The sequence below is a fragment of the Coprococcus sp. AF16-22 genome (genome assembly GCF_003461545.1).
GTDB lineage: Bacteria > Bacillota > Clostridia > Lachnospirales > Lachnospiraceae > Coprococcus > Coprococcus aceti.
This window is the reverse complement of the sequence record NZ_QTXH01000007.1, coordinates 16,140-31,380: the sequence shown is the minus strand read 5'-3', so window position 1 is coordinate 31,380 and position 15,241 is coordinate 16,140. Positions and strand designations below refer to the sequence as shown.

Here is a 15,241-nt window from a genome sequence, read left to right as displayed (position 1 = left end):
GAAAATTTTATAAATTGCGGCTATATACAGGCTGTATATTGCCCAATTTCAATATACAAAAAGCCCGTCCTGTTACGAACGGGCTTCTGATTTTACAGCATGTATATATAATTTTTTTTACTAAAATTGTCCATTTCCCATGTTCTGATTGTTATTTGGGTTCCGGTTATAGTTCTGGTTAGGACTCTGATTAGGATTCATATCAGCCTGCTTCCTTGCCGCCATGGCATTATCAATGTTCTGTATCTCGCTCCTGCTTATGGCTATACTGTCCTGAAGAACCTTTACATTGTTGAAATACTGGAGCAGCTCCTGAGGTGGATTCTCCTTGTTCTGCTCGTAGAAATACTTGCCAATCTCGACCATGTTCCTGTCGATCATCTGCACCTCATTTGATATCTTGTTGTTGAGCTTTGCCTTCTGCGCTGCGTCCTTCGTCTCATCCACCGCATTATTTGCAAACTTCTTGGTCTTGTTGAACACATCCTGGAAAAAATCTGACATATCATATACCTCCATGTAATATAGATCTTTCTTTATCTGCCTTAATATATCCATGTAAAACTAAAAAAACCGGGAATATGGGTGTTGATTCCATAATCCCCGATTTTTAATTTGACTTTGTTTCTCACTATGTCATGTATACTTATGACCTTTCACATCAGTCGTCTATGTACTTATTCAGTGTATCAACCACATCATTGAGATTATAAGGCTTTGCGATATAATCATCAAGCTGGTTCTCAAGGATCCTCTCCTTGTCACCGAACATGGCTCTCGCCGTAACCGCAATGATCGGAAGTCTCTTTCTCTTCTCCTTGCGCTCTATCTCCCTGATCTCCTGTGTAGCTGCTATACCGTCCATAACTGGCATCTGTACGTCAAACAGTGCCGCATCATATATCTTGGTCTTGAACAGTTCAACAGCCTTCTGGCCATTCTCAGCTATATCGTATGAGAATCCTGCCATACCGAGAAGCTTACCGATAACCTGCTGGTTGACCGGCTCATCCTCTGCAACAAGTATCCTTGCCTTGCTGTGTGCATTGATGGAGAATACCGCTGGCTCCTCCTTCTCCTTGAGAAACTCATCTGCCGCATCCGCAGCCTTGATGACCTTGAGAGGTATCTCAACAATAAATGTTGAACCTATATCTTCCTTACTCTGAACTGTGATGTTACCACCCATCAGCTCAACGATCTGCTTGGTGATGACAAGTCCCAGACCTGAACCACCGTACTTTCTTGTATCTGATGCATCTACCTGGCTGAATCTTATGAACAGCTTGCTCATGTTAGCCTCTGAGATACCTATACCGGTATCTGCAACTGCCATTCTGATCTTAATCTTGTTGTCCCCATCATCCATGGATGCTATCTTGACTCTTACGCTTCCCTCGGATGTAAACTTGATAGCATTTGAAAGCAGGCAGTTGAGAACCTGCTGGATTCTCTGTCCATCACCGCGGACAAGCTTTGGAATATTGCTTCCAAATGAACAGTCGAGCTGCAGTCCCTTGTTGGTTGCGATCGGAACCTGTGCAGCAACTGTGTCCTCAATGGCAGTCCTGATGTCAAATGTCTCTTCCTTGATCTTGTACTTACCAGCCTCAAGCTTGCTTATATCAAGAATATCATTGATAAGTCTGAGCAGTGTGTCTGCACAGTTCTTAGCTGTGATAAGGTTATCTCTGTAATCAGCCTGAAGATCCTCAGCCATAAGTGTGAGCTGGAGCATACCGAGAATACCGTTGATAGGTGTTCTTATCTCGTGGCTCATGTTTGCAAGGAACTCGGCCTGTGTCTTGTATGCTGCATTCGCATCCACGATGGCCTTGCTGAGCTTCTCCTCAGTCTCCTTCTGCTTGGTCACATCTATGACTACCATGTTGATGTAATCAGCCTCTGACTTATACATAACCGTGTTGAACACCTTCTGAAGTGACTCCATGGTGATCTCAACATCCATCAGATCTCCCTCTTTGGTGCCGGAGTTGTTATAAGCTGTGAACCATGCATTGATATCCTGAAGTACCTCTATCTTGCTCTCCTTCAGTATCTTGTCCTTGTAGTCAGACACATCGAGCTTGAAATACTCCCCAAATATCTCATTGGCGTCTACTATCTCGTAGTTTGTTCCGTTGACAGGATCATTAACGATCCTCGCCTGTGCAAATCCTATAGGAAGGTTCATGAAAAGCTTCTTATACTTATCAGACTTTCCTGCTGATCCCATGTTGCCATCTCCGAATACCAGTAATACCAGAACAGCAACGACCGCTGCCAGGACGCCACATATAATAGCTCCCACACCTATACCGGCGACTCCCAGCACTCCCGCCAGCAAAGCCAGAACAGCCATGGCCAGTGCAAGCGGCTTAATCCCAATTTCCTTAATTTTGTCCATTAATGCACCTCTGTTTCTATAAATATTGCGTTTGCCACATAGACACTCCTATGCATATCCACATGGATACATTATATTATAAATAATTATTAAGGTCAACGCTCATATAGTTTTTTATGCTGAATAATGTACAAATTTTCTCTGTTATTTTGTACATATTGGACTACTTTTTATGACTTTTCAGCCATTCCACCTCGTTATTATGTATATTTTATCTATCAACAGATCTGCATTACTCTATCGCTGCTTCATCATCTGTCCGATCCTCATCCTCTGGCTTCCCCTTTTTACTTCCGCGCTTCTCCTTGATGGTCTTCGCATTCATAAGCAGTGCAAACACAAGCCATCCGGCAAATGTGAATATCAGGCCGCTCTTGAGTCCTCTAGGGAAATACTTGAACTCTATCACATGGTCTCCCTTCTCAAGATCCAGTGCGATAAATGCTCCCGCAACAGTCTGTATATCGGTCTTTCTGCCATCAACATAGGCAGTCCAGCCCGAATCATATGGTATGGATGTGAACATCAGGCCAGCCTCATCGACTGATATATGTCCCTTCACATATCCATCCTCAAATTTGTTGATATTTAACTGATTGTCAGCCCATCCCTCATACGCCTGGTCAAATGCAGCACCGTTGAGAGTGGCTATCGTAAGTCTTGCAGATGTATTGTCAGGTACACCCGCAGAGAAATAATACTCGACCTCCACGTTGGTTCCCTTTATCAGATGTCCCACATGGTATGTCTGGTACTGAAGTCTCTCGTAATTCTGCTCCTCACCGTTCACATATATCCTTATCTTGGTGATTCCATTGCAGTTCGCTATGATGTACAGATCATTCTGTTCCTCTGTTATGTCAAAGCTGAGTCCAAAGCTCACGATACCCGGTGTGATATCGGAAAGTCCAAAGTATTCACTGTACGGATTGTCATGTGTTATCGTGATGTCATTTGAAGAGCCAGTTACCTCCGGATATATCTGGCTGAACGTACCAGCCACCCCAGTCGACTTTTCCACGAAATTATTTATACTGTCAAACATATTCGATGCGTCAGAAGTCCAGTCTTTCAGCTCGTTATTCACCATGAAGCCCAGCTTGAGCGCCCGGCTGTTCTGGTATACATCAACGCCATCCACTGTATCCACATAGTCCATATCGTAGGACATATGCTCATCCTGTCTCCTGAACAAATATCTTATGCCCAGAACCGAACTTGACACCGGATTTGCTCCGTCAAACAGGAACTCATTGGCACCTGTGTAGAAACCAAGTCCGTGCATGGCATTCACAAGGTCATTTGAAACCGTCGAACCAAACAGGCTGACTCCCTGCATATTGTAATAGGTAGATTCATCCACCACCTTGGTGTTGTTGAGCTCCGTTCTATACGGAAAATGGCCTGTCTTAACAGAATCTATAGCGGCCTGCACACTAGCAGCATCGCCATAGTAATCCGGTATGTTCACCGTTCCGTTGCTCTCGTATCCCTTTGCCGCGCTGAACACGATCTCAGTCAGACACAACACTGAAAGTATAGCTGCCACTGCGAATCTGCCTTTGCCGCGGACAAGTCCCAGCACCAGGATTCCCGCCGAGTACACAGCAAACAGCACCCATGTGAGGATAATTACCGTCCTGTCCATATCAATATTCTTGTCTGCATAAACCAGTAAACCGAACGCCACGATGATTCCCAGGGCTATTCCCGGTATCTGCTTCTTGTCTGTATTTGCAATGGCCTCGTATCCCATGCTCAGCAGAATGAAGATGAACAGGAATGAAAATCTGTTCGGGATTCCGTACTGATCATGGAAGCCGTGCCATATATAGTTGAGCAGCGTATTGTTGAAGCTCATCATGAGAAATACGATCAGTATCACATTCTTAAGCTTCTCGTACCATTTGATCTTTGTATTGAAAATATATATTCCTATCAGCAGTATGGCAAATGTACCGCAGTACAGGTTCACACCGCCGTCAAACTGCTGGCTCTTTATCGGCTCAGTCAAGACAAACATCTGCTTTATCATATCCCATATGCTTCCGTACCACTCCCATTTAGGGAAATGTCTGGTGGCAGACGCCGTGGTGTTAATCCCGATATAAGCCGGGATCAGCAGAAACGCAGACATAGCCGCAGCCATGACAGATGTTCCCGCAAATCTCAAAGTGTCCTCTGCGCCCTTGTATATGTTCTTGTGATTGGTGAGTATAAACTGGAGAACCAGGAACACACATATCATGAAACATATATAGTAGTTACACAGAAGTCCATAGAACAGACTGAGTGTGTACAGTCTGTAGTTGCTGCCGTCCTCCATCATCTGCTCGAAGCCCTGCATGATAAGCGGAAGTATCAGTATACAGTCCATCCACATGAGATTCCATGAATATCCTATGACATAGTTGCTGAGTGCATATGCCACAGCAAATGGAATGATGAGCAGGTTGTTCTTGTTCCTGCACTTGTATCCAAGATAGCTCGCCATGGTCATACCGGACAGAGCTATCTTGATACTTATGAGCAGGCACATCGCTATGTACAGATGCTCCCTGCTGAACAGCACGATTATAAAGTTCAGAGGGCAAGCCATATAGTAGGCGATTATGTCAAGCAGATTGCTTCCCATGCCTATGTCCCACGTATAGAACAGGCTTCCCTCGTTCACCAGTTTGTCATGATAATCAGAGAAGAATGGCAGATACTGGTGAAGACTGTCCACCATGGTAAGGCTGTGTCCGCCAAATGGTCCTATCTCCGCCACCACCCACAGCACGAACATAAATATCGCCGGGATGATAAAAGCGATTATCATGATATAGTTGTCAGCCAATATATCCTTTACAGGCTTTTTATCCTTCTTAAATACGAAGCATTTGCTGAATATATAGTTTATTACAAGTACAACTACCTGAATTATTATCTTTGATATAAACTCATTGTATCTGAAGGAGTCGCACAGCAGGTTGGTTCCAACGACCTCCACCACCATGGCAAACAGACGCATGCCCACAAATGATATGAACTCCCTTATGATCCGGCCTACGCTCTTCCTCTGCTCCGACCTGAACACGTAAAATCCATTTGCAAAGTAGGCAAATAATATGGCAAGCATTATCGCTATGATATTCGCCGCACTTCGCGACAGATCCGTCACAAGTCTCAACACAAAGAATGATACAAGATTCACAGCCGTGGTCATTCCTCCGGCTATAACATATCTGACCATCTCTTTCTCCATAAGCTTTTTTATTTTGTCTACATATTCATTCATATTTCCATACCGATTCCTTACATGATATTCAATAGTTATATCAAATATGATGTACTAATTATAGTTACATATTCTTAAATATTTGCTACTTGAAGTTCGCAAGAAGATATACAAGAGGTGAATTCCAGTAGATCGTTACCTCATTACATGAATAACTCTGTGCGTTGTCGACATAGCATCTCTCCTTTGGAATCTTTGCAAGAACAGCCTTCGCATATGGATCCTCAAGGTTTCCATCGGCACCGCCCACAAGCATTCCAGGCATTGCCTTGCCCAGTGCCTCTGAAGGTCTGTGGTGTGGATTCTCAGGAGTCTGTGAACCATATCCTGTCACATAACAGTAGCTGACTGCATTTCTTCCAAGTATATAGTTGAGCTGGTCTGCCGCATAGTCCACATATGAATCGTCGCCCAGAACCTTTGATGCCATGAGCAGAAGGATTCCGTTATCCGCAACGACCATGTTGCTTCCCCATACATAAGAGCCGCCTGTTGTTGAACCGAAGCCGCTGCCGGCATAGTTATCTACAAGCTTGTCAGCACCCTTCTTAAGTATCTCCTTCTCTGCTGCGCAGTCCTTTACATTTACACAGTAGTCATATATTCCATAATATCCGACATCCGCCCATCCAAGGCCGTACTTAACGCTTCCCTCGATGGCTGTCTTCACATAATCATTGTAGCACTCATCACCTGTTGCGATATACAGCTCCGCTGCTGCCCACAGGTACTCATCGCTGTCATTGCTGTCAGGATACTCACCTGTAACTATGCTTCCAACGTTCTTAAAGCCTGCATCTCCCTGATGCTGCTCAAGATACTTCCATGCCTTCTGAGCTGCAGCAAGACATGAATCTGCAAATGCTGCATCGTACTTTCTGTATACAACTGAAGCCTTTGCCATAACAGCCGCAAAATCGCCTGTTGCTGTGTTGGATATAGGTGAGAGTATCATCTGTGCAGTCTCCTCAACAGCAGCCACCATCTCAGGGAACACCTCTCCGGTAACCTTGTGATAAACTCCGCCGCTGGTCTCATCCTGCATCTTGAGCATCCAGTCAAGCTCGTATCTGACCTCATCCAGAACGTCAGGAACACCGTTGCCGCTCTCAGGTATTCCGATAGCGTCGTCCTTTGCCGCATACTCTGAATCCTCATATGTAAGGAGCAGATCCTGTACCGCCTTTGCGCCCGGAACAACATATCTTCCGTAGTCTCCGGCATCATGCCATCCGCCGGTCACATCCTTTGCAACATCTGAGCCGTACACTATGGCAGTTCCCGTGTGACATGCAGCGTGTGCAAAATCACCGGCTATGGCTGAATCAAGCTCTGTTCCACATCTCTGGTCATAGAACATGAGCACTGACGCCTTGTATATATCGTCATACACGCCATCCCCAACAGGGAACTCGTATGATTCTGCTCCGGTGTCGAGAACTATCTTGTATGTACCCTGATCCTTGACATCAGAGAAATCTATAACCGCACATTTGTCGCCCACAGCAGGATCGTAATCCCAGCCAGATACGTCACCCTTGCTGACTACCTTGTCATCAGCGACGCTCTTTACCTCGTAGCTCTTGGCGTCTCTGTCAGTCACTGTGGCAAGCTTCTTCGCATCCTTGCCGTAACCCATCTGGTTGATGCCAACCAGCTTTGGATCAGGAATACCCTCAACGCTCTGTGCGCTTGAGGCGTCAACTACAGTGAGCTTGATATTGTCAAAGTATACCTTGTGAGGCACGCTGTCATCACCAACGCCCTCGAAATGTCCCAGATTCATACACATTCTAGGTGCCGGATCCGATGCCTCACTCATGGTGAACTGGTTGGATATGTGCTGTGTCTCAGTGCCTATCGTTATGTCATCCATCACATAAGCGTGGTAATCACCGCCATTTATCTGAAGTCTGTACTGAATTCCTCTCTCAATGGTGCTGTGCACGTCAAATGACAGCTCATACACACAATCCTGGTTGAGCTCAAATCCGTCATAGTATATCTGGTTCGCATAATCCAGGCTTCCTGTTCCGGTTATATCCAGACACAGTTCTCCGTTCTCTGCTCCGAGTACGGCCTGTCCGCCATTTGAATATGTATGGCACTCGTCCGTGTCATTGTCATCAAAGTTCAGGTCTATCAGGACATCCCCTGCCTTGACCTCTGTCTTCTCCTGTTCAGCCTCCTCCGAAGCAGCCTCCTCTGTCTTCTCCTCCGAGGTCGCAGCCTCGCTGGTCTCCGCCTGGCTTGTCGCCTCTGTCACATCGTCCTTGCCCTGACCTCCGCAGCCAGCCAGCATGGACATACCCATAGCCGCAGCCATCGCAATGGCCAGCACCTTCTTCATCTTTGCCATGTTAACCCTCCATAAACCTTATAATCTCCTGAAACGCCATATGTCCCCCAAAGATATCCAGTGCACTCCCTATGGTCACGTCTATCCTGTTCCTTCCGAGACTTCTGAGCTGTTCCAGATCGTCAAATGATGCCACACCTCCGGCATATGTCATCGGCAGCTTTCCCCATCTTCCAAGCATGTCCGCAACATGGGTCTCTATGCCTGACGCCTTGCCCTCCACATCCACCGCATGAACGAGATACTCGTCGCAGTATTCTGAGAGCCGGTCAAGCGTTGCCTCCTCCACCTTTACATTTGTAAATTTCTGCCATCTGTCAGTGACAATATAATACTCTCCGTCCCTCTTCCGGCAGGACAGATCCAGCACCAGATGCTCTCTGCCCACAGCCTTCTCAAGTGCCTTCAGGTTGTCGTAGTTGATCTCTCCATCCCTGAACACAAATGATGTGGCTATGACGTGTGACGCACCCATATCTATGAACCGCTGTGCATTGTCAGCATTTATTCCCCCGCCTATCTGCAGTCCTCCCGGATATGCAGCCAGAGCGAGCTGTGCCTGTCTTACATCGGCGTCATAGTATTCGCTGGACGCAGGATTGAGAAGTATGATATGACCACCCTTAAGTCCATAGCTTTTGTACAGTTCAGCAAAGAAGTCTCCGTCCTTCTGTGATACAAAGTTTTCATCTGCTCTGTCACCCTCATCACAGAGACTGCCTCCAACTATCTGCTTTACCTGTCCATTGTGTATGTCTATGCATGGTCTGAATCTCATATCGTCTGTCTCCTGTCGCTTTTGTCACCTTTTGGTGTAAATTTTGCTCATATAACTGCTATTTTATCATACAAAATACAAATATGACACAATAAATGGATTAACCAGGCAAAACTTTATTTGATTACATGGGCCAAAGGCTTTACAATAGATACAATTATGTGCTTTATGGAAAGGATGGGGAACAACTTATGAATTACTCACTAAAAGCCGAACTGGACAACTGCTATTCCTATGCCGATTCGCTGGACAACGACGGCTACGGTGCGCGCCAGAAGACAGGACTCAAGACAAGAGAGATGCTTCAGTTTGACCTGCTTCAGTTTCTTGCATATCTGTCCAGCTCCGACCAGGCAGAACTTACCCTGGAGATAAAATTTGTCCGCGAATACCTGAACCAGCACTTTACAACAGACAAATTCCGCACATTCAAATATGAGAGAACAACCGGGGATTTTGCCGTGACACCACCTAGATCCCTTACATATTTTGTACAGGGCGATCTGGCCCGGGCAAAGGTAAATCCCAGATCAGTATACCGTTCCAGAGATTACGTCAGAATGTTCAAGCTCATGGGTCAGGAATTCATCGCCTGCAACAACATGACTGACGACAACGAGATAGCAAGGCTCACAGGCTACTGCCTCATGCTCGACAAATATCTCAAGTCCATGAACCTGTACGCCATAGATCCAAGCCCACTGCTCGACAAGTACAACGCACTCCCAAAGAGTGCTTCCCCAGTCTCACAGACTCCGGCTAAGTCGACAGCTTCCGAAAGGGCTGAACCCGTCAAGGATGTGGACACTCTTCTCGAGGAACTGAATTCCATGACCGGACTCGAGAGCGTGAAGAAGGACATCACCAACCTCGTAAACCTTCTGAAGATCAAGAAGCTCCGCGAGGAAAACGGCATGAAACAACCGTCCGTATCTCTCCACCTTGTATTCTCCGGCAATCCGGGAACAGGAAAGACCACGGTGGCAAGACTTCTTGCAAATATCTATAAGGGTCTGGGCATACTGTCAAGAGGACAGCTTGTCGAGGTCGACAGAGGCGGACTTGTTGTGGGATATATTGGTCAGACAGCCGTCAAGACAACCGAGGTCATAGAATCAGCCCTCGGCGGGATCTTATTTATAGATGAGGCTTATACTCTCACCGCAGGCAAAGGTGAGAATGATTTCGGCCAGGAGGCAGTGGACACGCTGCTCAAAGCTATGGAGGATCACAGAGATGATCTCATAGTCATAGTTGCCGGCTACCCGGATCTCATGGAACGGTTCCTGAGCTCCAACCCGGGACTTCGTTCCAGATTCAACAAATTCATCACATTTGAGGATTACACCGGGGACGAGCTTATGTCCATCTTCGAGAGCATGTGTTCCAAGCAGGAATACAAGCTGGACGATGATGCCCGCGCATACGCCTCAGAATACTGGCACGACAAAGCCGCACATCACGACGATACATTTGCCAACGCCCGTGAAGTCCGTAACTTTATGGAATCCGCCATATCCAGGCAGGCCACCAGAATAGTTTCCATGGACAACATTGACGTAGCCACACTTGAGACCCTTACAAAGGAAGATCTGATGGCTTAGGCTTGTAATATTTTTTGGATAAAGAAAGAGAGGTATTTTATTTTGAACAGATCATTATCGACAGATAATCCTATCATGAATTTTCTAACCATAGTGTGCGATATAGTAATATTGCATTTTCTGTGGCTGCTGACTTCCTTGCCAATCCTCACGATAGGTGCATCGACCACAGCACTCTACTACACCACCATGAAATGCATCAGAAACGGTCAGGGCGGCGTGGTCAAGCTGTTCTTCAAGAGCTTCAGGGAGAATTTCAAACAGGCCACAGGGATAGGAGTTCTGGCTCTGCTTGCCGGTGTCCTGTGTGCATTTGACATGTGGTTCGCCGTGAGCAGGAACATCAAAAGTATGCTGGTCATATTCACCATCATGTCACTTATCTACCTGTTCACTGTACTGTATGTATTCCCACTTCAGGCGCAGTTTGAGAACACAGTCAAAGCGACCATCAAGAACGCATTCCTCATGTCCATCAAGAATCTTCCATGGACACTTCTCATGGTTGCGATAACGGCAGCGATCGCAGCGGGATGCTATTTCAGCTCCACCGTGCTCGGTCTTATGCTCATATGTGTCGCAGGACTTCACGCTTATCTGTGCTCACTGGTATTTGTACACATCTTCAACGAGTACATGCCGGAGGAGGAAGAGAAGAGCGACGAGGACTTCCATATAGTTGACGATACAGACGAGGACTAACACCCCTTGCCAACACATACAGATGAATAATATACATGGCGTGCGCCGGCTTTCTTCAGAGGGCCGGCGCACACGTCTATGGTGACACCGGTTGTATATATGTCATCCACAAGCAGGATATTTCTGTACTCCGGGTACACTCTGCCTATGTCCATGGATGTCTTTATGTTGTTTGCCCTCTCCAGGTTGTCCAATTTCTTCTGCGGTGTGGTGTACTTTCTTCTCACCAGCATATCCTCACAGAATGGAAGCCCCAGTTCATCAGCGACAACCTTCGCCAGTACAGCCGCCTGATTGTAGCCGCGCTGTCTCTGCTTTCTCCTGTGCAAAGGTACACAGGTGACCGCATCTATTTCATACCTTCTGACATACGGGCGCACCTTCTCCGCCATCTGAGCTCCGTAGAAATCACAATATTCTTTTTTGTTATGGTATTTTATCGCCAGAACACTGGCTTTGACGGGTTCCATGTAATTAAATACGGGGAAACCTCTTTCGAAATTTCTTGAATGTTTTTCACAGTCCAGACAGAGCTCCCGCTCTTCACTGTCGACCTCCTTGCCGCACACCATACATGACGGAGGCTTCACATAGGGAAGGCTGTTATGCCCTCTGCATATCAGCCCTTCTCCCATCGGAAGCACCTCGTCACATATCGCACACCGGCGGGGATACAGGAGATCCGTGAGCAGTCGTCCGAACCCGAACTTATCTGCGCATCGTTTCATCTTCTCTCCATCTCCCTGAGTCTCAGTGCAAATGAGGTGTATCTCTTCTGTTCATCCTCATTGTCTATCATCGTATTTACCAGTCCTATATTGCCCACTATGACCACGCTTCTTCTGGCTCTCGTCACCGCCGTATACAGCAGGTTTCTGTTCAAAAGCTTAGGTGGGCATCTGAGAAGCGGGATCACAACCACGGGATACTCACTTCCCTGCGACTTATGTATGGTTATCGCAAATGCATGCTCAAGCTCCTCAAGCTGGTTGTATGGATACTCAGTCTGTCTTCCATCGTCAAATTCCACCACGATCCTCTGCTCGTAGTCGTCAACAGCCTTTACAAATCCAATATCGCCGTTGAACACTCCGACTCCTTCCTCCTTGGCAAATCTGCCCGACGGATCCAGTATCTTCCACTCCTGCTTGTAATTGTTCTTGACCTGCATGACCTTATCGCCCTGTCTGAACACCACATCGCCCCGGTCATGCTCGGGTTTTCCGTGTCCCTCCGGATTGAGGACATCCTGAAGCTGCTTGTTGAGGTTCTCAACACCCATATCATACTTACGCATAGGTGTCAGCACCTGTATATCCGATTTATCCACACCAAAATATGATGGAAGCTGCTTTGTCAGAAGCACCTTGAGCTCTGCCACGATCTCATTGTAGCCATTCCTTGGAACAAAGAAGAAATCCCTGCTCTTGTTCTTGATCTCCACATGCTCTCCATCCTTTATCCTGTGGGCATTGCCTATGATATCGCTGTCCTCGCCCTGTCTGTATATCCTGTCCAGCACCGACACGCTGAACACACCGGACGCTATGATATCCTTGAGCACATTTCCCGGGCCAACTGACGGAAGCTGATCCGAATCACCCACAAGCACAAGTCTTGTGCCCGGAGCCACAGCCTTGAGCAGACTGTAGAAAATGCTGCTGTCAACCATGGACATCTCATCTATTATGATAACATCGGCCTCAAGTGGATTGCTCTCATTCCGCATAAATGTATACGCAGAAGTCTCTTCTCCTTCCACTCCGCCCGTAAGCTCGAGCATTCTGTGTATGGTCTGTGCTCCGTATCCTGTGGCCTCTGTTATCCTCTTGGCTGCACGTCCTGTAGGCGCAGCGAGAACTATCTTCATCCTGAAGCTCTCGTATATCTTGATAAGTACATTTATGATCGTTGTCTTTCCGGTTCCGGGGCCTCCGGTTATGACCGCAACGCCGTGATCCACGGCATTTCTTATGGCAAGTCTCTGGGCATCAGCCAGCTTCATATTCTCTGACTTTTCTACCGTCTCAACAACCTTGTCTATCTTGAGCTTTGCCTTTGAGAAATCTATGTTGAGCTCACACAGAAGTCTTGCCGAATTGAGCTCCATATAATAATTAGGTGCTGCATACACGGCATTTGTCACGTTTGACTCTGACTCCGTATCCAGCAAATCCATGTCTATGTCAGCCACCGGATCATCAAGGCTCACATCTGGGAGCTCCCCTGAATCTGGATCGTCCTTCAACTCCTTTATGATTATCTTGCCGGCAACGCTGAGCTCAAGTATCTGATTGCATATAGACATCTCAAGCTCCGGATCATATGGCATGTACTCATTCATCAGCAATGAATATGTCTTGTCTACCAGCATCTTCTGGGGAATATACATATGGCCAAGTCCATTTGCACCGGATAGGGCATACATAATAGCGGCTCTTACCCTGAAATCAGAATCTCTTCCGATACCAAGTCTGTCCGCAATCTCGTCCGCTGTCCTGAATCCAACGCCCGTTATATCCTCTGCTATCTTATAGGGATTTGTCCTCACTATGTCGTACACTTCGTCACCGTATTCATTGTAGATCTTTACAGCGAGGTTCACCGGGATATTGAGACCGGTCAGGAACATGAGCGCATCCTGCATCTCTTTCTTCTCGTTGTATGACACGGCAATGTCTCTGGCCTTCCTCTCTGATATTCCACGTATCTCCGCAAGGCGCTCCGGCTCTTCCTCGATTATCCTGAGTGAGTCCATGCGAAACTTCTTCACTATACGTTTTGCCAGAGCCTCTCCGACACCCTTTATGATGCCCGAACCGAGGTACTTCTCAATACTGAGCACATCATCCGGCATCTTGATCTCACATGAGGTGAATTTGAACTGCAAATCATAAGTTGGATGCTCTACATAATCCCCCTCCGCCGATACATAGATCCCCTCTGCAACGCCGTGAAGATTCCCCACAAAAATATCTTCGCCGTCCTCGCCCTCAACGGCGAAGACGGCGTACCCATTGTCTTCATTCTTATATATAACTTTCTCTACGTAACCTTCTCTTACCAAGTTTTCTCTCCTCTGAAGACTGAGTCCTCAGCTCCTGTCTTAATTGTTCTTCTCGCTGAGAAGCTCGATGTACTTTCCTGTACCAATGGCCACCGCTCTGAGTGGATCCTCCGCTGTCATGGTGGTTATTCCTGTCTTCTCCTCAAGCAGCTCCTCAAGTCCGTGGAGCAGCGCACCACCACCAGTCAGAACTATACCACGATCTGCAATATCAGCAGCAAGCTCAGGAGGAGTTCTCTCCAGAACTGAATGAACAGCTTCACATATCTGGGACGCAGGCTCACGAAGTGCCTCCTCCGTCTCATCCGATGTGACCGTAACAGTCTTCGGAAGACCGGTTACAAGGTTTCTGCCTCGTATATCCAACGTTATATTCTCAGGTCTTCTGTAACATGTACCTATCTTGATCTTGATCTCCTCGGCGGTTCTCTCTCCTATGAGAAGGTTATGCTTCTTTCTCATGAATCTGACAACTGCCTCATCAAAATCATCTCCGGCCACCTTAATGGATGCACTGACAACAGGACCTCCGAGAGAGATGACTGCTATATCGGCAGTTCCACCACCTATATCAACTATCATGTTACCACATGGTCTGTATATATCTATTCCTGCGCCAATGGCTGCTGCCACAGGCTCCTCAATTATGGACACATCCCTGGCACCGGCCGCATAAGTTGCATCCTCAACTGCCTTCTTCTCAACCTCTGTAACCTGAGAAGGTACACATACGCTGATCCTAGGTCGTCTTCCAAAATAACTCCTTCCGACAGCCTTCTGTATGAAATACTTGAGCATCTTCTCTGTTATCGTATAATCAGAGATTACGCCCTGCCTGAGAGGTCTGATGGCCACTATATTACCCGGAGTTCTTCCAAGCATAAGTCTCGCCTCTTCACCAATAGCCACTATCTTATTAGTATCCCTGTCGTATGCAACTACTGAAGGCTCCTTGAGTACGACTCCTTTGCCTTTCACATACACCAGTATACTGGCTGTACCTAAATCTATACCAATATCTGCGCTTGCCATCACAAGTCTCCC

General features: G+C 46.8%; 10 protein-coding genes. 2 read left to right on the top strand and 8 right to left on the bottom strand.

The window, feature by feature from the left end:
• Positions 1–120: 120 nt before the first annotated feature.
• The 5 genes from DWW60_RS08775 to hisA form a co-directional block, all read right to left on the bottom strand.
• Positions 121–504: a hypothetical protein gene (locus tag DWW60_RS08775; protein ID WP_055271950.1), complete on the bottom strand. Its 384-nt coding sequence runs from the start codon at positions 502–504 to the stop codon at positions 121–123.
• Positions 505–661: 157 nt separating this feature from the next.
• Positions 662–2,407: an ATP-binding protein gene (locus DWW60_RS08770; RefSeq protein ID WP_015534296.1), complete on the bottom strand. Its 1,746-nt coding sequence runs from the start codon at positions 2,405–2,407 to the stop codon at positions 662–664.
• Between the two features lie 232 nt (positions 2,408–2,639).
• Positions 2,640–5,642 (bottom strand): GtrA family protein, encoded by a 3,003-nt coding sequence (locus tag DWW60_RS08765; protein ID WP_243002938.1) that lies wholly within the window; start codon positions 5,640–5,642, stop codon positions 2,640–2,642.
• A gap of 130 nt (positions 5,643–5,772) precedes the next feature.
• Positions 5,773–8,046, bottom strand: coding sequence for a glycoside hydrolase family 9 protein (locus tag DWW60_RS08760; protein WP_117875077.1), 2,274 nt, complete (start codon positions 8,044–8,046; stop codon positions 5,773–5,775).
• Position 8,047: 1 nt separating this feature from the next.
• The gene (gene hisA / locus DWW60_RS08755) at positions 8,048–8,824 is read right to left on the bottom strand and encodes a phosphoribosylformimino-5-aminoimidazole carboxamide ribotide isomerase (protein ID WP_055146208.1); all 777 of its coding nucleotides are present in this window, start codon (positions 8,822–8,824) and stop codon (positions 8,048–8,050) included.
• 191 nt (positions 8,825–9,015) lie between these two features.
• On the opposite strand from hisA, the gene DWW60_RS08750 reads away from it, so the two are divergent.
• Both DWW60_RS08750 and DWW60_RS08745 read left to right on the top strand, forming a co-directional pair.
• Positions 9,016–10,428: an AAA family ATPase gene (locus DWW60_RS08750; RefSeq protein ID WP_015534300.1), complete on the top strand. Its 1,413-nt coding sequence runs from the start codon at positions 9,016–9,018 to the stop codon at positions 10,426–10,428.
• 42 nt (positions 10,429–10,470) lie between these two features.
• The gene (locus DWW60_RS08745) at positions 10,471–11,130 is read left to right on the top strand and encodes a YesL family protein (protein WP_022217511.1); all 660 of its coding nucleotides are present in this window, start codon (positions 10,471–10,473) and stop codon (positions 11,128–11,130) included.
• Here the strand turns inward: DWW60_RS08745 and DWW60_RS08740 are convergent.
• The 3 genes from DWW60_RS08740 to DWW60_RS08730 are packed head-to-tail and all read right to left on the bottom strand — an operon-like array spanning position 11,127 to position 15,229.
• Positions 11,127–11,858: a ComF family protein gene (locus DWW60_RS08740; protein WP_117875075.1), complete on the bottom strand. Its 732-nt coding sequence runs from the start codon at positions 11,856–11,858 to the stop codon at positions 11,127–11,129. The two genes, DWW60_RS08745 and DWW60_RS08740, sit on opposite strands and share 4 nt — an antisense overlap.
• A complete protein-coding gene (gene recD2, locus DWW60_RS08735) occupies positions 11,855–14,197 on the bottom strand; it encodes an SF1B family DNA helicase RecD2 (protein WP_055146199.1) in 2,343 nt (780 codons plus the stop codon). Before recD2 ends, DWW60_RS08740 begins: the two co-directional genes overlap by 4 nt.
• Before the next feature lie 39 nt (positions 14,198–14,236).
• Positions 14,237–15,229, bottom strand: coding sequence for a rod shape-determining protein (locus DWW60_RS08730; protein ID WP_015534302.1), 993 nt, complete (start codon positions 15,227–15,229; stop codon positions 14,237–14,239).
• Between the last annotated feature and the right edge of the window lie 12 nt (positions 15,230–15,241).